Below are 18,266 nucleotides of genomic sequence, written 5' to 3' on the forward strand. Positions count from 1 at the left end.
GCGTCAGTACGCCAGTGCGCGGTCGACGGCTTCGAGGATGCGGTCGGGGTCGGGAAGGTACGTGCCCTCGAGCTTGGCCGGCGGGAACGGCACGTCGAAGCCGGAGACCCGGAGGACGGGGGATTCCAGGGCGAAGAACGCCTTCTCCATGACGGTCGCGGCGACCTCCGACCCGACGGAGGTGAAGCCTGGGGCCTCCTGCGCGTAGACCATGCGGCCCGTGCGGCGCACGGAGTCCAGGATGGGGCCGTAGTCGATGGGCGAGAGGGAGCGCAGGTCGATGACCTCGCAGCTCGTGCCCTCCGACTCGGCCAGCGCGGCGGCCTGCAGGAGCGTCGTGACCATGGCGCCGTGACCGACCAACGTGATGTCGGTGCCGCGGCGGACGACGCGCGAGGCGTGCAGGGGCAGCGCCCGGTCGGCGGTGTCGACCTCGCCCTTGATCCAGTACTTCGCCTTCGGCTCCAGGAAGATCACGGGGTCGGGCGAGGTGATCGCATCCTGGATCATCCAGTACGCGTCGTTGGGCGTCGAGGGGGACACCACCCGCAGGCCGGGGGTGTGCGCGAAGTACGCCTCGGGGCTCTCCTGGTGGTGTTCGACCGCGCCGATGTGCCCGCCGTACGGGATGCGGATGACCACCGGCATCCGGTAGGCGCCCTCGTGGCGGTTCGTGATCTTCGCGAGCTGCGAGGTGATCTGATCGAACGCCGGGAAGACGAACCCGTCGAACTGGATCTCGCAGACGGGCCGGAAGCCCGACATCGCCAGCCCGATGGCCGTGCCCACGATGCCGGATTCGGCGAGCGGGGTGTCGAGGACGCGACGGTCGCCGAACTCCGCCTGCAGCCCCTCGGTGACGCGGAAGACGCCGCCGAGGCGGCCGATGTCCTCACCCATGAGCAGGACGTGGTCGTCGGCGGCCATCGCGGCGCGGAGGCCGGCGTTGAGGGCCTTCGCGAACGGCAGGTTCTGGACGTCGGTCATGCCTGGGCCTCCCCGAACGCGGCCTCGTAGTCGGCGAGCCACTGCCGCTGCGCATCGATGAGCGGGTGCTCGTCGCTGTACGCGTGCGCGAACATCGACGCGGCGTCGATGTCGCCGAGCGCGTTCGTGCGCACCCGGACGTCGTCCGCGTAGGCCCGGGCCTCGGCATCCACCTCGGCGAAGAGGGTCGAGGCCGCGCCGCGACCCTCGAGATACGCGCGCATCCGCTGGATGGGATCGCGGCGCGCCCACGAGGCCTCTTCGTCGGAGGTGCGGTACTTCGTGGGGTCGTCGCTCGTCGTGTGGGCGCCCATCCGGTACGTGAGCGCCTCGATGGCGCGCGGGCCCTCGCCGGCCCGCGCCTCGTCGAGCGCGAGCTTCGTGACGGCGTAGCTGGCGAGCACGTCGTTGCCGTCCACCCGCAGCGACGGCATGCCGTAGCCCTCACCGCGGCGGTAGAGCGGAGCACGCGCCTGGGTGGCGACGGGCACCGAGATCGCCCAGTGGTTGTTCTGCAGGAAGAACACCTGCGGCGTGCGGTAGGTGTTCGCGAAGACCATGGCCTCGTGCACGTCGCCCTGACTGGACGCGCCGTCGCCGTAGTAGACCATGACGGCGGCGTCCTGTTCCGGGTCGCCCGTGCCGCAGCGGCCGTCGAAGACCATCCCCATCCCGACGCCCGTGGCGTGCAGCGTCTGCGCGCCGAGCACGAGCGTGTAGATGTGCGTGTTGCCGTTCTTCGGGTCTGTCGGGTCCCATCCGCCGTGCGTAAGGCCGCGCATGAGCCGGACGATGTCAATGGGGTCGACGCCGCGGATCGTGCATACGACGTGCTCGCGGTACGACGGGAAGAGGTGGTCCTGCGGACGCGCGGCCCGCGCGGAGCCCACCTGTGCGGCCTCCTGCCCGAAGGACGGCGGCCACAGCGCGAGCTGGCCCTGACGCTGCAGGTTCGTCGCCTGCTGGTCGAAGGCGCGGACGACCACCATGTCGCGGTAGAGGCCGCGGAGGTCGTCGTCGCTCAGCGCGTCGATCAGTGGGAGGAGGCGCTCGGCCTCCGGGGTGGGCGCGAACGTGCCGTCGGCCGCGAGGACGCGGACGAGGGCGGGATCATCGGCCTGAGCCTCGAAAGAGGGGGTCACGGTCCTACGCTAACGTGCCCTCCGGTGCGGCTTCTGCAGGACATCGACAACGGATGCCGGGATTCACGGTGCCGAGTCCACAGGCGACGCGGGGGCGCGACCGTCACTCCGACGCGATGCTCCGGTGCGCCGCCTCGACCACGCGGTCCAGCGACTCCTCCTCGCCGACCGTGATGCGCACGCCGTCGCCGGCGAACGGGCGGACGATGAGGTCGGCGGCCTCGAAGACCTCGGCGACCTCGAGCGCCCGGTCTCCGGCGGGCAGCCACACGAAGTTGCCCTGCGCGTCGGGGACGTCCCAGCCGGCATCGCGGAGCAGCCGCACGAGGCGGTCGCGGCGGTCGGCGATGACGCGGACGCGCTCGAGCAGCTCCTCCTCGGCGTCGAGGCTCGCGAGCGCCGCCTCCTCGGCGGCTGCGGTGACCGACAGCGGGATGCCGGTCGAGCGGGCGGCGTCGAGGATGCGGGGGTGCCCGACGGCGTAGCCCACGCGGAGACCGGCGAGGCCGTACGCCTTCGAGAACGTGCGCAGGACCACGACGTTGTCGTGGCCGGCGGCGAGCACACGGCGGCCGTCGACGGCGGCGGGGTCGGTGACGAACTCGGCGTACGCCTCATCGAGGACCACGAGGACGTTCGCCGGCACCGCGGCCAGGAACGCGTCGAACTCGTCCTGCGTCACGATGGGACCGGTCGGGTTGTTGGGGCTGCAGACGAGCACCATGCCTGTGCGCTCCGTGACGGCGGCGGCCATCGCGACGAGGTCGTGGCGCCCGTCGGGCGTGTTCGGCACGGTGGTCGCGGTGGCGCCGGCGACCGTCGCGAGGCTCGGGTAGGCCTCGAACGAGCGCCAGGAGAACACGATGTCGTCCGCGGGCCCGGAGGTGGCCTGCGCGAGCTGGAAGAGGATCGACACCGAGCCCGCGCCGATGTGCACCGCGTCCGGCGCGACCCCGTACCGCTCGGCGATGCGTGCGCTCAGGCGCGGGGAGGAGGCATCCGGATACCGGTTGAAGGCCTGCGCGCGGGCGACGGCCGCGACGACGCCCGGCAGCGGCCCGAACGGGTTCTCGTTGCTGGACAGCTTGAAGGCTCCCTCGCCGGCCTGCTTGCCCTGCCGGTACGGCGGGAGGGCGGCGATCTCGGGACGGATGCGGACGGGGATGTCGGTCACGCGACGAGTCTATTGACGAGTCTCCCGCACACCCGTGCCCCCGAACCATGCGGCGTGCCAGACTGAGCGCACTATGCGCTTCCTCATCCGCGTCGTCATCAACGCCTTCGCGATCTGGGTCGTCACCCTCATCGAGCCGCTCAAGGTCGACGTCCTGCCGTTCGCGCCCGGTGAGACGCTGCAGCTCGTCCTGACGCTGCTCGCCGTCGCCGCCGTGTTCGCGATCGTCAACACGGTGATCGGCACGGTCATCAAGATCGTCGCCTTCCCGCTGTACATCCTGACGCTGGGCCTCATCTCGGTCGTCATCAACGGCTTCCTGCTGTGGCTGACCGCCTGGCTGACGCTGTGGTGGGGCTGGGGGCTGCGCGTCGAGGAGTTCTGGCTCGGCGTGGTCGCCGCGATCGTGATCTCGCTCATCAACTGGATCCTCGGGATCATCCTCCGCCCGCAGCTGAAGAAGAAGCGCTGACGGGGTTCGGATCGGCGCGGCCGGGCGCGCGCACCCAGCCGCGTTCCGCGCCGTAGAGCGTGGCCGTGACCGACGTCGCAGTGCCGAGCTCCGCGAGACGCTCGCGCACGGCCTCCACCCGCGGGTCGTCCGAGGCGTCGACGAGCCGTGCGGTCTCGGCGTAGGCATCCAGCTGATGCGCGCCGAAGGCGAGGTCGGTGACGGAGCCGCCGGGATCGGCGACGCGCTCGGCGACGAAGCTGCCGGGCGCGCCCGTGGGGTACGGCGCGCCGCCGGCCGCCAGCGCCGCGACCGGGTCGTCGGTGTGCCGCAGCGCGACCTGCAGGGTGTCGCCCCGGACATCGGCCTGCACGGGCGAGCCGAAGGTGACGACCGTGGCGACGCGGAACTGCCCGTCCAGCGCGAGCCGCTCGGCGATCATCCCGCCCTGCGAATGCCCGGCCAGGTGCACCGTGTCCCCATCCCGCGCACCCGCCGCGTGCAGGGCCGCGACGGCGGCGTCGTAGGAGGCGGCGCGCGCTCCGTCGTACAGGTCGAGGTTCGATGCCATGTCGAACGGCTCCGACACCGACATCGCGCTCTGCGTACCGGCGAGGTAGGCGGCGAACTGCCGCGACCCGTCCGGCATGACGTAGCGCTCCACACGGATGCGGCCGTCGCCGTGGCCCGGCATCCGCGCCGCGACGTCGGCGAGCGCACGCGGCGCGGTCGCCGCGCCGCGCCGGAGGACCGGCACCGTGACGGGCTGAGGCCCGCCCCGGAGCTGTGCGTCGCGCGGCACGAACCCGCGGCCGAGCGTGCGCACTCGGGCGAGGAGCAGGGGCAGCGCGAACGCCGCACCCCACCCCTGCGGGCCGAGCGGCTGCAGCGCCTGCGCGATCTGACGCTCGAGCTCGGCGTGCGCCTCGCCGCGCCACCCGTCCAGGAGCCGCATCGCCTCGGCGCCCGCGTCGCCGGCCTCCGCCTGGCGGGCGGCGTACGCCCGGCCCAGACGCGCCGCGCGGGCCGGGTCGCCGCCGGCCTCCGCCGCGGCGCGCTGCGCCTCCAGTTCGACCAGCTCGTACACGAGCGAGAGGGTGCGCAGGTCGGCGGCGAGCGCGGCGGCGCGGCCGGCGGCCTCGTCCGCGAGAGCGCACGGCACGGACGCGAATACCCCGTGCATGGCCAGGTGGTGCGCCACCCCGACGAGGGCCGCGTGGACCCGGTCCCCCGCCGACGCGAGCGAGGTCAGCCGTCCCGCCGCGTGCCGGAGGTCGGCCGTGTCGACGGCGATCACGCCGCCGCTGCGGATCTCCAGGTCATCGCTCATCGGCCGGCATCCAGTGCGCGGATCCGGGCGGCGAGCTCGCTCTCGCACAGGGCGATGCCGACCGCGAGGGCGTCGAGCCGGTCGCTCCACTCCTGCAGCGCGGCGCGGTACGCATCGGCCGCGCGCGCCGTCCAGGCGGTCGCGGCCGTGAGCGCGCGCGCCTGCGCCCGGAGGTCGTCGACGTCGGCGGCGGCGCCGGCGAGCCGCTCGCGGGCGAACGCGAGAGCGGTCGCCGCCTGCAGGTCCATGAGCCGATCCTGACCGCGCGGGAGCGGCTGCGGTGCGGCCGCCGCGGCGCCGTTCGGAGCGCCGGAAAACGGCATCCTGTGCAGAAGGCGCTGTATTCGCCACAATATGGAGCGTGCCCCCTGCGTCCGAGCCCTTCCGCGTGCTGTTCGTGTGCACCGGGAACATCTGCCGGTCGCCCATGGCGGAGGTCGTCTTCCGCTGGTTCGCGGAGCAGGCGGGACTCGGCGACCGCGTGCACTCCAGCAGCGCCGGCACCGGGGATTGGCATGTCGGGGAACGCGCCGACGTCCGCACGATCGAGGCGCTGCAGCGGCGCGGCTACGACGGATCGAAGCACCGCGCCCGGCAGTTCACCCTCGACGACTTCCAGCGCAGCGACCTCGTCGTCGCGCTCGACCGCTCCCACGAGCGCATCCTCGCCAGCTGGGCGCCGTCGGCCGCCGACACCGACAAGCTCGCGCTGCTGCTGTCGTTCGACCCCCAGCCGGACGGCTCGCTCGACGTCCCCGACCCGTACTACGCGGGGCCCGGAATGTTCGACGAGGTGCTCGGTATGATCGAGAGTGCGAGCCGGGCGCTCTTCCGGCAGCTCGAACCCGCCATCCGTCCGACGTCCTGAGCGCCCGTTTTCACCCGATCGGAGCCTCGTGACCTCTCTGCCTCCCCAGCCCCTCAGCCCGCTCGACGGCCGCTACCGCTCCGCGGTCACGGGCCTCGCCGACTACCTCTCCGAGGCGGGCCTGAACCGCGCGCGCGTCGAGGTCGAGGTCGAGTGGATCATCGCCCTCACCGATCGGTCGCTGTTCGGCTCGTCGCCGCTGTCGCCGGCCGACAAGGCCGCACTGCGGGCCCTCTACACCGACTTCGGGCAGACGGACATCGACTGGCTCGCCGAGAAGGAGGCCGTGACGCGGCACGACGTCAAGGCGGTCGAGTACCTGGTCCGCGACCGGCTGAGTGCGCTCGGCCTGGATGCCGTGGCGGAGCTGACGCACTTCGCGTGCACGAGCGAGGACGTCAACTCGGCCTCCTACGCCCTGACGGTCAAGCGCGCCGTCGAGAACGTGTGGCTGCCGAAGCTGCGCGCCGTGTCCGCCGCGCTGGCCGACCTTGCCCGCGAGCACCGGGATGCCGCGATGCTCTCCCGCACGCACGGGCAGCCGGCGACCCCGTCGACGATGGGCAAGGAGCTCGCCGTCTTCGCGTGGCGCCTCGACCGCGTCGCGAGGCAGATCGAGGGCGGGGAGTACCTCGCGAAGTTCTCCGGCGCGACCGGGACGTGGTCGGCGCACCTCGCCGCCGCCCCGGACGTCGACTGGCCGGAGCTGTCCCGCAGCTTCATCGAGAGCCTGGGCATCGGCTTCAACGTGCTGACGACGCAGATCGAGTCGCACGACTGGCAGGTCGAGCTCTACGACCGGGTCCGGCACGCGGGCGGAATCCTGCACAACCTGGCCACGGACATCTGGACCTACATCTCGATGGGCTTCTTCGCCCAGATCCCGGTCGCCGGTGCGACGGGGTCATCGACGATGCCGCACAAGATCAACCCCATCCGCTTCGAGAACGCCGAGGCGAACCTGGAGATCTCCGGCGGCCTCTTCGCGACGCTGGCATCGACGCTCGTCACGAGCCGCATGCAGCGCGACCTCACCGATTCCACGACGCAGCGCAACATCGGCGTCGCGTTCGGGCACTCGCTGCTGGCGCTGGACAACCTGCAGCGCGGCCTCACCGAGATCTCGCTGTCGCGCCACGTGCTGCTGGCCGACCTCGACGCCAACTGGGAGGTCCTCGCCGAGGCCATCCAGACCGTCGTCCGCGCCGAGATCGTCGCCGGTCGCTCGCAGATCACCGACCCGTACGCCCTGCTGAAGGACCTCACTCGGGGCCGCCGCGTCGGCGGACCCGAGCTCGCCGAGTTCGTGCAGGGCCTCGACATCGGCGATGCCGCGAAGCAGCGCCTCCTGGCCCTCACCCCCGCCGGCTACGTGGGCCTCGCCGACGCGCTGGTCGACGAACTGGCCTGACCCCGCCGCGTACCGCTCCCGGCGCGGACGGCAAACCGCAGGATGACCTGTGGCTGGAGTGACGCGTGAGCCCCACAGGCCCCACCCGTCACGCCCGATCCTGCAGTTCGCGGCGGGGGCCCGGCGGGTGGGCTCGCCGGCGCGGATGCGGCGGGGCGGGGCCGCGCGGCGCACCGGCGCGCCGCGAGGGACCCGGTCAGGCGCGGGGCGTTCCCTTGTCGGGGTCGGCCGGGCGGTCGTCCTCGCGCATCAGCACAGGGCGGTCGACGGGCTTGGACATCTCCACCGGGTCGACGGCGAGGATCAGCAGCGCGATGCCGACGAGGGTCACGATGAACGCGATGCCGGCGACGATGAGCGCGACGACGATGACGTGCGTGCGCTGGTCGCCGGTGAGCGTCTGGAAGAAGCCCATCGTCACGAGGGTGATGACGCCCGCGAAGGCGGCGGCGATGAAGGCGAAGCCGATGAGCTGCACCGGCTTGAGCAGGTCGCGGCGGGGGGGGGGTGGGTCGGTCATGCGCTCTCTCCTGCCGAGGCAGTCAGGTCGTCCGCGGTGGCGTCGGCGGGACGCGGGCTGAAGCCGGCGATGCCGAGGAACACGGCGACGATCGCGGCGTAGGCCCCGAAGATGCCGACGCCGATGCTGATGCCGGTCAGCTCGAACGTCGCGCCGGCCTCCTTGATGAAGTACTCCAGGCTGTACGCGGGGTTCACGAGCAGCAGCCCGACGGCCAGCAGGATCGTCAGCGCGCCGATGAAGACGGCGTCCCGGGCCGTGGCATCGCCGCGCCGACGGCCGCGCAGGCCCACGACGAGTTCGACGATGCCCGCGAGGAGAGCCCACGCGATCACGAGCACGAAGAAGAGGGTGATGCTGCGGATGCCGCCGAGTCCGCCGACCATGCCGGCGAGGATCGTGACCACGCCGAGCGCGACAGCCGGCGCGCGCCGCCCGCGGGGGCGGACGAGCCAGGCCGCGAGCAGCAGGACGATCCCGGTCGCCATGGCGAAGCCGCTGAAGACGGAGAGCCCGACCGCCGCCGAGTGATCCGGCGTGAAGGTGATCATGACCGCCGCGAGTGCCGCGAAGAACGCACGCGCGAGCTGCACGTGCCGCACCTCGAAAGTGCGGGTGGCGGCGGCCTGGGACACGACGGAACTCCTCCGAAGGGGCGGAATGGGACGGCTCCAGTCTAGGTCGCCGCCACCTGAGGACCCGCCGGGGGAGTCAGGATGCCGCGGCTCGCAGCCCCTCGATGTCGATCTTGTGCATCTCCATCATCGCCGCATACGCGGCTGGCGAGGAGATGAGGTCGTCCATGCCGCCGGGGACGATCTGCCAGCTGACGCCGAACCGGTCCTTGCACCAGCCGCACTGCTCCGCCTGCGGCACCTGGGACAGCACCGCCCAGTAGCGGTCGATCTCCGCTTGGTCCGCACACTCGACCTGCAGCGAGACGCCCTCCGTGAACGGATGCGACTCGGTCGCGGCCGAGTCCATGGCGGTGAACCACTGGCCGGCGAGGGTGAAGTCGGCGTACATGACCGCACCGGCATCCGCGGGGCCGCTCTTCTCCTGATAGTCGACCATCGTGCCGACCTGCGCGTCGGGGAAGAGTCCGGTGTACTCCTCGATCGCCTCGCGGGCGCGGTTCTGCGCCGGTCCGCTGAAGAGGAACGTCGGCATGACCGGCGGCCTCTGCTCATCGCCCGCCACCGTCAGCTGCCAGCTGACCCCGAACCGGTCCTCCACCCAGCCGTACCGCGCGCTGTAGGGATATTCCTGAAGGGGCATGAGGACGCGTCCGCCGTCGGCGAGCGCGGCCCAGAGCGCGTCGAGCCGATCCATCTCCGCATCCGCGAAGCTCAGCGTCAATGAGATCGAGGGGTTCGGGCGGAACGTGTCGCCCGCGTTGATCAGGACCAGCCGGTAGCCGTCGATCTCGACGTCGACGGTCAACGGCTTCCCGGCGTAGTCCTTCTGGAAGTCGAGCAGGCCCTCCTGCGGATAGAAGGAGGAGGTTCTCACCCGGGAGCCGGGGAAGACGCCGGCGTAGAACTCGCCGCCGGCGGCGGCATCGGCGAACCACAGGTTGGGCACGATCTTCTGCATGGGGTCAGGATGCGCCGCCTCCGCGAAGCGTGCAAGGGGGGCGGCGCGACCCTCGGCACCTGGGTACCGTGTGAGCATGTCGCCCCGGGGACGGCTCGCAGGGACACGGCCACGACGCACGGCCGCGGCGGCGTTCGTGCTCGCGACCGCCTGCTGGCTCACCGGCTGCGGCGTCGCCGGGCCCGATCCCCCGCCACCCCCACCGCCCGCGGCGTCCCCGTCCGCCGCCCCGACCTCCGAGCCCGTGACGATCGTCACCGGCCTCGCCGCGCCGTGGTCGCTCGTCCGGATCGGCACCTCCGTCCTCATCAGCGAGCGCGACACCGGCCGCATCCGCGAGCTGACCACCGGCGGCGCCCTCCGCGATGTCGTCACGGTCGAGAACGTGGCCCACGGCGGGGAGGGCGGCCTGCTCGGACTCGCGTTCGACGGCGACGACGGCCTCTTCGTGTACTCGACCGCCGCGGACGGCAACCGCATCGAACGGTATGCCGTGGCGGGGGCACCCGGCGCGCTCCGCCTCACCGACCCGCGGATCGTCGTGGACGGGCTGCCCCGGGCCGGCAACCACAACGGCGGACGCATCGCGTTCGGTCCGGACGGCATGCTGTACGTCCCGGTCGGGGATGCCGGGGACCCTGACGCCGCGCAGGACCCCGATGCGCTGAACGGGAAGATCCTCCGCCTCGAGCCGGACGGCGGCATCCCCGCGGACAACCCGAGGCGGGGTTCGCCCGTCTACACCCTCGGGCACCGCAACGTTCAGGGCCTGGCGTGGGCACCGGACGGCCGGATGTTCGCCAGCGAGTTCGGGCAGAACACGTGGGACGAGCTCAACGAGATCGTGCCGGGCGGCAACTACGGCTGGCCCGTCGTCGAGGGGACCGGCGGCGAGGAGCGGGGCTTCGTCGACCCGTTGCAGAGCTGGGCGACGGATGCCGCGAGCCCGAGCGGTATCGCGGTGATCGGCGACCGCATCCTCATCGCGAACCTGCGCGGCGAGGTGCTGCGATCGGTCCCGCTCTCCGACACCGCCGCGTCGGAGGAGTTCTACGCGCGCGCGTTCGGCCGCCTCCGCGACGTGTTCGCCGGGCCAGACGGCGCGGTGTGGGTGCTCACGAACAACACCGACGGCCGCGGCTCCCCGCGGGACGGGGACGACCGCATCATCGCCGTCCCGCCGGCGCTGCTGGACTGAGCTCAGCCGGCGACGATCGCCTCGACGACACGGAGCGTGCTGAGCGTCCGGGCATTGTCCGGGGCGGGGTCGCCGCCGCGGACGAGGTCGACGAAGCGCTGCACTTCGAAGAGCATGTTGTTCTCCGGCGGGTTCAGCTCGATCTCCTCGATGGAGCCGTCGATGCCGTGCACCCGCAGGCGGGAGGGCTCGGCGATCCGGTCGATCTCCAACGTCGCCAGCTCGCCCTGGATCTCGCTCGGGCGCGCGGTGACGGTGATCTTCGAGTACGCCACCTCGCCGACGAATCCGGGGTAGGTCAGCAGCGCCGAGCCGGTGCCGTCGGCGCCGCCCGCGATCTCCACGGAGACGGCGCGCACGGCGTCCGGCTCGCCGAACAGGTCGACCATCGGGCTCACGCAGTAGACGCCGAGGTCGAGCAGCGCGCCCCCGGCGAGCGCCGGATCGAAGATGTTCACCCGCTCGCCGGCGAGGACCCGGTCGTAGCGCGCCGACCGCTGGCAGTACGTGAACGCCGCCCGCCGGATCGTCCCGAGCCGGGGCAGGAGCGCACGGATCTCGTCCATGCCCGGGTCGTAGGCGCTGCGCATCCCCTCGAACACGATCACGCCGGCGTCCTGGGCTTCCTCGACGAGCGCCTCGAACTCGGCGGCCGTGGGCGCGGCCGGCTTCTCGACGAACACATGCCGCCCGGCCCGGAGCGCGGCGCGGGCCTGCCCGACGTGCTTCCCGTTGGGCGAGCCGACGTACACCGCGTCGACGTCGCCGGAGGCGAGCAGCTCCTCGAGGTCGGAGGAGGCCGCGCCGATCCCCTGCTCGTCGGCGTACGCGGCCGCCCGGTCGCTGTCGCGCGAGTAGACCACGGTGGCCTGGATGCCGTCCGTCTGCCGCACGGCATCCAGGAACCTGCCGGTGATCATGCTCGTGCCGATGGTGGCGATGCGGATGACGGTCATCGGGGGGTCAGCTCGCGGCCTTCTTGACGAGTTCGCGGACCTTCTTCTCCACGGCGTCCGTCACCTCGACCACGGCGTACGAGACCGCCCACATAGGCCCGTCGTCCAGGTTCGCGGGGTCATCGAAGGACACCGTCCCGTAGCGCGTCTTGAACTTCGAGGCGGGCTGGTAGAACACGACCACCTTGCCGTCCCGGGCGTACGCGGGGAACCCGTAGAAGGTCTTCGGGTCGAGGTCGGGGGCCTCGTCGGTCACGATGCCGTGCAGGAGGGTGGCCACCTGACGGTCGACGCCGTCCAGGCCGTCGATCGCGGCGACGCACGCCTCGAGCTCCTTCGCGAGCTTCGCGGCGCCCTTGAGCCCCTTCGATGCGCGCAGCTCGTCCGCGCGCTGTTTCATGGCGGCGCGCTCTTCGGCGCTGAAGCCGTCTGCCTTGCTCCGCTGGTCAGCCATTGTCCCTGCTCCTCTTGTTCTCCTGGATGCGGATGAGGTTTCCCGCGGGATCGCGGAAGGCCGCGTCGCGCACCCCGTAGTCCTGTTCGATGGGCTCCTGCACGATGTCGGCGCCGGCTCCCTCGAGCTTCGCGAACGTCCCGTCCAGGTCGTCCGTGGCGAGGTTGACGCCGAAGTAGGTGCCCTTGGCGATGAGCTCGAGGATCGTCTCGCGCTCGTCGTCGGAGATGTCGTTGCCGACTCCCGGCGGGTGCAGCACGATCGCCGTGTCCGGCTGACCGGCCGGACCCACCGTGATCCAGCGCATGTTCTCGTAGCCGACGTCCAGTCGCACCTCGAAGCCGAGGACGTCCCGGTAGAACGCGAGGGATGCCTCGGGGTCGGTGTGCGGCAGGAAGCTCGAATGAATCGTGATGTCCATGGCTCTCACGGTACGAGGACGCGTGACCTCGGCGCTTCTCGATTCCTGACCGGTTTCGTGATCTGCTTCGCGATGCACGGCAGCATCCCGGGGACGTAGGCGGCGCCGTGCTCCCGGTAGACGCTGGGCGGCACGCCCACCAGCTCGGTGAATCGGGTGCTGAACGTGCCGAGCGACGACGAGCCGACGGCGAAGCAGACCTCGGTGACGCTGAGGTCGCCGCGGCGGAGCAGCGTCATCGCCCGCTCGATGCGGCGGGTCATGAGGTAGGAGTACGGCGATTCACCGTAGGCGCGCTTGAACTGACGACTGAGATGACCCGCGGAGAGGTGCACGTCCCGCGCGAGCGATTCGACGTCGAGCGGTTTCGCGTACTCCCGGTCCATCCGGTCCCGCACACGGCGCAGCAGGGCCAGGGTCTGCAGGTCCTGGGGGTGCCGAGCGGTCACCCGCCGATGATGCCACGCCGCCCGGCGCCCTGCCAGGGAGTGGAATGCCCGCGGGCGGTGGTGTTTGCTACCAGCATGAAGGCACTCGTGTACACGGAGTTCGGCGGCGCCGACCGGTTCGAACTGACCGAGGTGGACGATCCGCACATCGGTCCCGACACGCTCCTGGTCCGCGTCGCGGCGGCGGGCCTCAACCCCGTCGACTACAAGCTCCGGGAGGGACACCTCCGCGGGCTCTTCGACACGCGGCTTCCCGCCGTCCCCGGCTGGGATGTCGCCGGTGTCGTGGAGCAGGTGGGCCTGGACACCCCCGAGTACGCCGTCGGGGACCGCATCCTCGCGTACGCGCGCGCCGATGTCGTGGAGCACGGGTCGCTTGCCGAGCTCATGCCGGTGCCGGTCCGCACGGCGGCGCCGATACCGGAGGGACTGTCGTTCGAGGATGCCGCGGCGCTGCCGCTCGCAGGCCTCACGGCCCTGCAGACCGTGGAGCGATCCGGGCTCACCGAGGGCGACACCGTGCTCGTCCACAACGCCGCCGGCGGCGTGGGCTCGTTCGCCGTGCAGCTCGCGCGCCTTCGTGGCGCGCGCGTGATCGGCACGGCGTCCGCCGCCAAGCACGACTACGTCCGCTCCCTCGGCGCGGAGCCCGTCGAGTACGGCGATCCGCTCATCGAGCAGGTGCGCGCGCTCGCCCCCGACGGCATCGACGTCGTGCTCGACTACGCCGGCGGCGGCGCCCTGGACTCCACGCCGACCCTGCTGCGCGAAGGCGGGTTCGTCGTCTCGATCACCGACCCGCGTGCCCGCGACGAGTTCGATGGGGTGTACGCGTGGGTGCGGCCGGATGCCGTGCAGCTCGCCGCGCTCGCGCAGCTCGCAGCGGACGGGACGCTGCGCGTCGAACGCGCCGCGACCTACCCGCTGGCCGACGCCGTCGAGGCGTACCGCCAGCTGGAGGCCGGACACGTCCAGGGCAAGATCGTCGTCACGATCTGACCGGGCGGGACATGGTCGGCGCCGGTGCGCTCTGGCAGGCTGTGCTCGACCGCCAACCCTGAGGAGACATCATGTCGTTCCAGGCCTACCTCGACAACATCGAGGAGAAGACGGGGCTGACGCCCCGCCACTTCATCGATCTCGCCCGTGAGCGCGGGTTCGACGAGACGACGAAGGCGACACCCATCGTGCAGTGGCTGGCCGAGGACTACGGTCTCGGCCGCGGGCACGCGATGGCGCTCGTGCACGTCATCACGAAGGGTCCGCAGATCAGCGCCAAGCACGTCGACAGCGGCGGCACGCACGCAGACCCGACGGACACGCTGTGGCTCGACGGAAAGGCGAGCAACCCCGCGGGCTGAGTCGCGGTCAGTCCGCCTGGGCGAGGAATTCCAGGGCCGCGGCGCGGAACACCCGGGAGCCCGGCGCGTTGAAGTGGTGCCGGTCGGGGATCTCCACGAAGTGCCCCTGCGGGCAGGCGGCGGCGAGCGCCTTCGAGCCCTCGATGATGGCGTCCTGCGACCCCGTCGCGAAGAGGATCGGCTGCGCCGGCGCCTGCGCCGGGTCCGGGTCGACCGTGCCCGACCGCCGCATGCCGCCGGCGATCGCGAGAAGCGCGCGCAGGTCGTTGCCGGGCACGCGCTCGGTCAGCGCGATGTAGTTCTGGGTGACGCGGTCCTCGACCGGGGTGCCGTCTTGGACGTACGCCGTCGCCTGGTCGAGATCCAGGCGTCCGAGCGGGATCCCGTCGGGGACCCCACCCAGCACGACCCGCTCGATGCGGCCCGGCAGGTCCTGCGCGACCTCCCAGCCCACGCGCGCCCCGAGCGAGTAGCCGACATAGGACGCCGTCCCGACGAGGTAGGTGTCGAGGACCGCCTCGACGTCGCCCGCGAGGGTCCGCAGGTCGTAGTCGGCGGGGTCGTGCGGCTTGTCGCTCGCGCCGTGGCCGCGCTGGTCGAGGCCGAGCACGCGGTAGCCGGCCTGCTGCAGGTCACGGACCCAGCCGGTGCTCACCCAGTTGTCGCGGGTGCTCGAAGCGAATCCGTGCACCACGACGACGGTCGGTGCGGTGTCGTCACCCCACGAGTACGTCGCGATCCGGTGGCCGTCACCGACCATGACGAACTTCGCGTCGGGCATCTCGGTGAGGGCGGGAAGCGCGTTGGTCACCCCCCGATTGTCCCCCTCGGATCAGTCCGCGCGCTTCGCCGCGCGCTCGACGCGCCGTCGACGCAGGTGCGTGAGGCGTCGGCGGACGCGACTGTCGGTAGCGAACTCGGGCAGCGGCACCGGGCGGGTGATGACGGCATCCACGCTCATCGAACCGTCGACGGGTCCCACGACCGCGATCGGCGTGGTGGCCGGGGAGATGTGGTCGCCGGTCGCGATCGGCATCCCGGCGAGCTCGCGATGCGCGCGGACGTAGGCCGGTGCCAGCAGCACCACGGCGCCGATCCACGCGAGTGGGTTGCTCCACACGACCCCGACGTAGCCGACGATTCCGCCCAGGATGACGGCCGCACCGACGCGCATGAACAGCTCGATGACGCCCGTGACCGTCGGGATGAGGATGTGGCCGAGCCCTTGCAGGGCTCCGCGGAGCACGAACAGCACGGCCAGCGCGCTGTACGAGATCCCGTTGATGACGAGCATGAGCGCGGCGAGGTCGACGACACCGTCCGATCCCTCACCGACGAAGAGGCGGACCATGTGGCTGCCGAACGCGACGAGCACGATGCCGAGGACGACGGCGCCGCCGAGCGCCATCCAGGTCGCCTGCACGACGCCGCGGCGGATGCGGTCGGGCCGGCCCCCGCCGAAGTTCTGCGCGACGAACATGGACACCGCGAGACCGAGCGACTGCAGCAGGGCGACGGCGAGGCTGTCCACGCGGGAGGCGGTCGTGTAGGCGGCGACGGCGTCCGCCCCCAGTTCGTTGAGGCGCACCTGCACGGCAAGGGTGCCGATCGCGATGATCGATGCCTGGAAGCCCATCGGCAGGCCGATGCGGAGGTGCTGGACGAGGTCGATGCGGGCGACGCGCCAGTCGGCGCGGCGGACATGGAGCACCGGCACGCGGCGGCGCACGTACTCCAGGCACAGCAGCACCGAGACCCCCTGCGACGTCACGGTGGCGAGGGCGGCGCCGCCGACTCCCCACTCCAGGGGGCCGACCATGAGGATGACGAGGCCGACGTTGAGTGCGCAGGCCACCGTGAGGAAGACGAGTGGCGTGCGGGAGTCGCCGATGGCGCGGATGATCGCGGACAGGTAGTTGAAGAACAGCATCGTGCCGGAACCGAGGAAGCTGACCTGCGCGAACACCGTGGCATCGGCCATGAGCTCCGGCGGGGTCTGCAGGAGCTGCAGCATCGGCTCCGCGAGCAGGGTGCCCGCGACCGTGAGGAGCACGGTCGCGATGGCGGTCAGCAGGGTGCCCGTCGCGACGGAGCGCCGGACGGCGGCATGATCGCCCGCGCCGAAGGCCTGCGCCGTCGGGATGGCGAAACCGGTCGTCAGCCCCCAGACGAAGCCCAGCAGGAAGAAGAAGAGACTGCCCGTCGCACCGACGGAGGCGAGCGCGCCGACGCCGAGGTGCCGGCCCACGACGATGGCGTCCGCGAACTGATAGAGCTGCTGCACGACGTTGCCGAGGAGCAGCGGCACGGAGAAGAGGAGGATGACGCGCCAGGGGCTGCCGGTGGTGAGGGACGTGGACATGCGGGCTTTCGGCGAAACGGGGCGGGGGGAGCGGTGTCCGCGTCGGCACCACGGCAACATTCTATCGAATCGATTCGTTAGAACTGCGCGGCACGGCGGACGGGCGGCGAGGGATGCGAAGAAGATGGGAACAAAAGTACGGCGATGTCGGAGGCTATGTGCTAGAATGTCCTCAGACATTCGATCATGTGCCCGCATTGACCCCGACCAAAGCGAGCCCTCATGTCTGCATCCGACGCACACCGCGACGAAGACCCGTCGCTCGTTCTGCGCCGCACGGATCAGGTGGTGGATGCCTTCGCGGACGTCCAGCGGCGACAGGGCGCCCTCGACGCCGAGGAGATCCGCACTCTCGCCCGCGCTGCGGCCCTCGTCGACGACGCCGGGGAACGAGGGTCCAGCCGCGAGATCGCGCAGCGGTCGCTCCTCGCCGAACTCGCCACGGCGACGAGGATGAGCGAGTGGTCGGTCTCCCGGCAGATGGGGCAGTGCGCCGATCTCTGCGAGCGGTTCGCGGCCGGCGTCGATGCTCTCGGGCGAGGTGAGATCTCGCGGCGCCACCTGACCGTGATCCACGAGGCCGGCGCGGCGATTCACGATGACGCGGCTCGCGCGGCGTACCTCGACTTCGCGCTCGACCGGGCGCGCTCGACGACTCCGGGACGACTGGCCCCGCTCGTCCGCACGTTCGCGGAGCGCTGTCTGGACCGGTCGCTCGACGAGCGGGCCGAGGGGGCCCGAGAGCGCCGCCGCGTCGAGGTGAACGACCTCCCCGATGGCATGGCGGAACTGGTCGCGACGCTCCCCGCGACGCTCGCGCACGGCATCCACGACCGTCTCAGCAGGCAGGCCCGGTGCGTCATCGACGCCCGGGACGGCGACGCCGACGCCGACGCGCGGACCGTGGAACAGGTGCGCGCCGACGTCTTCACCGACCTGCTGCTCACCGCCACCCCGGACGCGTGCGTGGGCGGGGAGGGGCTCGGTGAGATCCGGGCGATCGTCCAGGTCACGCTTCCGGTCCTCACGATGGTCGGACGCAGCGAAGAGCCGGCCCTTCTCGCCGGGTACGGGCCGATCGACGCGGACACGGCCCGCGAGCTCGCCGGCGGCGCCACCGGCTGGGAGCGCGTGATGACCTCACCTTTCACCGGCGACGTCCTCGCCGTCGATCGCTACCGGGTGCCGGCCGGACTCCAGCGCTTCCTTCGCGCTCGCGACGAGCACTGCCGCTTCCCCGGATGCCGGAGGCCGGTGTGGCGCTGCGATCTGGACCACACCCGCGACGCCGCGCGCGGAGGACCCACTCGATCCGACAACCTCGCCCACCTCTGCCGTCGGCATCACACCCTGAAACACGCGAGCGCGTGGTCGGTCGAGCAGATCTCGCCCGGCGTGCTGGTCTGGACGAGCCCGGGCGGGCGCCGGCACACCGACCGGCCGGAGCCGACCGTGCGGTTCGTGCCGGAGCCCGAGGTGCTCGGCAGGCGCAGACGGTTCCGGGAACCGTGGCTCCTCCCCGCCGAGGATCCACTCGGTTCCCGCGACGCGCCGTTCTGAGCCGGCGCCCTCCGTCCCTGCGGTCA

At 71.7% G+C, this 18,266-nt stretch carries 21 protein-coding genes; 7 read left to right on the top strand and 14 right to left on the bottom strand.

The features are described 5' to 3' along the window. Positions 1-3: 3 nt before the first annotated feature. The 3 genes from BR85_RS09840 to BR85_RS09850 all read right to left on the bottom strand — a co-directional run bounded on the left by BR85_RS09840 (position 4) and on the right by BR85_RS09850 (position 3,303). Positions 4-987: an alpha-ketoacid dehydrogenase subunit beta gene (locus BR85_RS09840; protein ID WP_028496277.1), complete on the bottom strand. Its 984-nt coding sequence runs from the start codon at positions 985-987 to the stop codon at positions 4-6. Further along, positions 984-2,129, bottom strand: a complete 1,146-nt coding sequence (locus BR85_RS09845; protein ID WP_028496276.1) for a thiamine pyrophosphate-dependent dehydrogenase E1 component subunit alpha — start codon at positions 2,127-2,129, stop codon at positions 984-986. Before BR85_RS09845 ends, BR85_RS09840 begins: the two co-directional genes overlap by 4 nt. A gap of 103 nt (positions 2,130-2,232) precedes the next feature. Further along, entirely contained in the window at positions 2,233-3,303 is a 1,071-nt protein-coding gene (locus tag BR85_RS09850; protein WP_028496275.1) for a histidinol-phosphate transaminase, read from the bottom strand. 73 nt (positions 3,304-3,376) lie between these two features. Here BR85_RS09850 and BR85_RS09855 point away from each other — a divergent pair, with 73 nt between their 5' ends. Then, a complete protein-coding gene (locus BR85_RS09855) occupies positions 3,377-3,775 on the top strand; it encodes a phage holin family protein (RefSeq protein WP_028496274.1) in 399 nt (132 codons plus the stop codon). Here BR85_RS09855 and BR85_RS09860 read toward each other — a convergent pair. Both BR85_RS09860 and BR85_RS09865 read right to left on the bottom strand, forming a co-directional pair. Further along, the gene (locus BR85_RS09860) at positions 3,741-5,084 is read right to left on the bottom strand and encodes an alpha/beta hydrolase family protein (RefSeq protein ID WP_051526260.1); all 1,344 of its coding nucleotides are present in this window, start codon (positions 5,082-5,084) and stop codon (positions 3,741-3,743) included. The two genes, BR85_RS09855 and BR85_RS09860, sit on opposite strands and share 35 nt — an antisense overlap. Further along, positions 5,081-5,332: a hypothetical protein gene (locus tag BR85_RS09865; protein ID WP_028496273.1), complete on the bottom strand. Its 252-nt coding sequence runs from the start codon at positions 5,330-5,332 to the stop codon at positions 5,081-5,083. The genes BR85_RS09860 and BR85_RS09865 overlap by 4 nt, the downstream gene beginning before the upstream one ends. Positions 5,333-5,445: 113 nt before the next feature. Here BR85_RS09865 and BR85_RS09870 point away from each other — a divergent pair, with 113 nt between their 5' ends. Both BR85_RS09870 and purB read left to right on the top strand, forming a co-directional pair. Beyond that, positions 5,446-5,952 (top strand): low molecular weight protein-tyrosine-phosphatase, encoded by a 507-nt coding sequence (locus tag BR85_RS09870; protein ID WP_028496272.1) that lies wholly within the window; start codon positions 5,446-5,448, stop codon positions 5,950-5,952. A gap of 28 nt (positions 5,953-5,980) precedes the next feature. Further along, positions 5,981-7,363, top strand: coding sequence for an adenylosuccinate lyase (gene purB / locus BR85_RS09875; protein WP_028496271.1), 1,383 nt, complete (start codon positions 5,981-5,983; stop codon positions 7,361-7,363). Positions 7,364-7,559: 196 nt separating this feature from the next. Here the strand turns inward: purB and BR85_RS09880 are convergent, their stop codons facing one another. The 3 genes from BR85_RS09880 to BR85_RS09890 all read right to left on the bottom strand — a co-directional run bounded on the left by BR85_RS09880 (position 7,560) and on the right by BR85_RS09890 (position 9,479). Then, entirely contained in the window at positions 7,560-7,883 is a 324-nt protein-coding gene (locus BR85_RS09880; RefSeq protein WP_036275390.1) for a hypothetical protein, read from the bottom strand. Continuing rightward, positions 7,880-8,518: a hypothetical protein gene (locus BR85_RS09885; protein WP_028496269.1), complete on the bottom strand. Its 639-nt coding sequence runs from the start codon at positions 8,516-8,518 to the stop codon at positions 7,880-7,882. Before BR85_RS09885 ends, BR85_RS09880 begins: the two co-directional genes overlap by 4 nt. Before the next feature lie 76 nt (positions 8,519-8,594). Further along, positions 8,595-9,479, bottom strand: a complete 885-nt coding sequence (locus BR85_RS09890) for a VOC family protein (RefSeq protein ID WP_028496268.1) — start codon at positions 9,477-9,479, stop codon at positions 8,595-8,597. 76 nt (positions 9,480-9,555) lie between these two features. Between BR85_RS09890 and BR85_RS09895 the strand changes: the two genes are divergently transcribed. Continuing rightward, complete coding sequence (locus BR85_RS09895; RefSeq protein WP_028496267.1) at positions 9,556-10,677, top strand: PQQ-dependent sugar dehydrogenase; 1,122 nt, start codon at positions 9,556-9,558, stop codon at positions 10,675-10,677. A gap of 2 nt (positions 10,678-10,679) precedes the next feature. Here the strand turns inward: BR85_RS09895 and BR85_RS09900 are convergent, their stop codons facing one another. The 4 genes from BR85_RS09900 to BR85_RS09915 are packed head-to-tail and all read right to left on the bottom strand — an operon-like array spanning position 10,680 to position 12,957. Further along, a complete protein-coding gene (locus BR85_RS09900; RefSeq protein WP_028496266.1) occupies positions 10,680-11,633 on the bottom strand; it encodes a Gfo/Idh/MocA family protein in 954 nt (317 codons plus the stop codon). A gap of 7 nt (positions 11,634-11,640) precedes the next feature. Beyond that, the gene (locus BR85_RS09905; RefSeq protein ID WP_028496265.1) at positions 11,641-12,087 is read right to left on the bottom strand and encodes a hypothetical protein; all 447 of its coding nucleotides are present in this window, start codon (positions 12,085-12,087) and stop codon (positions 11,641-11,643) included. Continuing rightward, positions 12,080-12,508, bottom strand: a complete 429-nt coding sequence (locus BR85_RS09910) for a VOC family protein (protein ID WP_028496264.1) — start codon at positions 12,506-12,508, stop codon at positions 12,080-12,082. The genes BR85_RS09905 and BR85_RS09910 overlap by 8 nt, the downstream gene beginning before the upstream one ends. Before the next feature lie 5 nt (positions 12,509-12,513). Beyond that, a complete protein-coding gene (locus BR85_RS09915; RefSeq protein ID WP_028496263.1) occupies positions 12,514-12,957 on the bottom strand; it encodes a helix-turn-helix transcriptional regulator in 444 nt (147 codons plus the stop codon). 75 nt (positions 12,958-13,032) lie between these two features. Between BR85_RS09915 and BR85_RS09920 the strand changes: the two genes are divergently transcribed. Together BR85_RS09920 and BR85_RS09925 are read left to right on the top strand one after the other, a co-directional pair. After that, entirely contained in the window at positions 13,033-13,956 is a 924-nt protein-coding gene (locus BR85_RS09920; protein ID WP_028496262.1) for an NADP-dependent oxidoreductase, read from the top strand. Between the two features lie 71 nt (positions 13,957-14,027). Further along, positions 14,028-14,318, top strand: coding sequence for a DUF4287 domain-containing protein (locus BR85_RS09925; RefSeq protein WP_028496261.1), 291 nt, complete (start codon positions 14,028-14,030; stop codon positions 14,316-14,318). Between the two features lie 7 nt (positions 14,319-14,325). Here BR85_RS09925 and BR85_RS09930 read toward each other — a convergent pair whose 3' ends face one another. Then, on the bottom strand, positions 14,326-15,129 hold the full coding sequence (locus BR85_RS09930) for an alpha/beta fold hydrolase (RefSeq protein ID WP_028496260.1): 804 nt from the start codon (positions 15,127-15,129) through the stop codon (positions 14,326-14,328). Positions 15,130-15,150: 21 nt separating this feature from the next. Continuing rightward, positions 15,151-16,680: an MATE family efflux transporter gene (locus BR85_RS09935; RefSeq protein WP_028496259.1), complete on the bottom strand. Its 1,530-nt coding sequence runs from the start codon at positions 16,678-16,680 to the stop codon at positions 15,151-15,153. Positions 16,681-16,902: 222 nt separating this feature from the next. Here BR85_RS09935 and BR85_RS09940 point away from each other — a divergent pair, with 222 nt between their 5' ends. Beyond that, the gene (locus tag BR85_RS09940) at positions 16,903-18,240 is read left to right on the top strand and encodes an HNH endonuclease signature motif containing protein (protein ID WP_051526259.1); all 1,338 of its coding nucleotides are present in this window, start codon (positions 16,903-16,905) and stop codon (positions 18,238-18,240) included. Positions 18,241-18,266: the final 26 nt, after the last annotated feature.

This window comes from Microbacterium sp. UNCCL10 (assembly GCF_000746195.1).
Lineage (GTDB): Bacteria > Actinomycetota > Actinomycetes > Actinomycetales > Microbacteriaceae > Microbacterium > Microbacterium saccharophilum.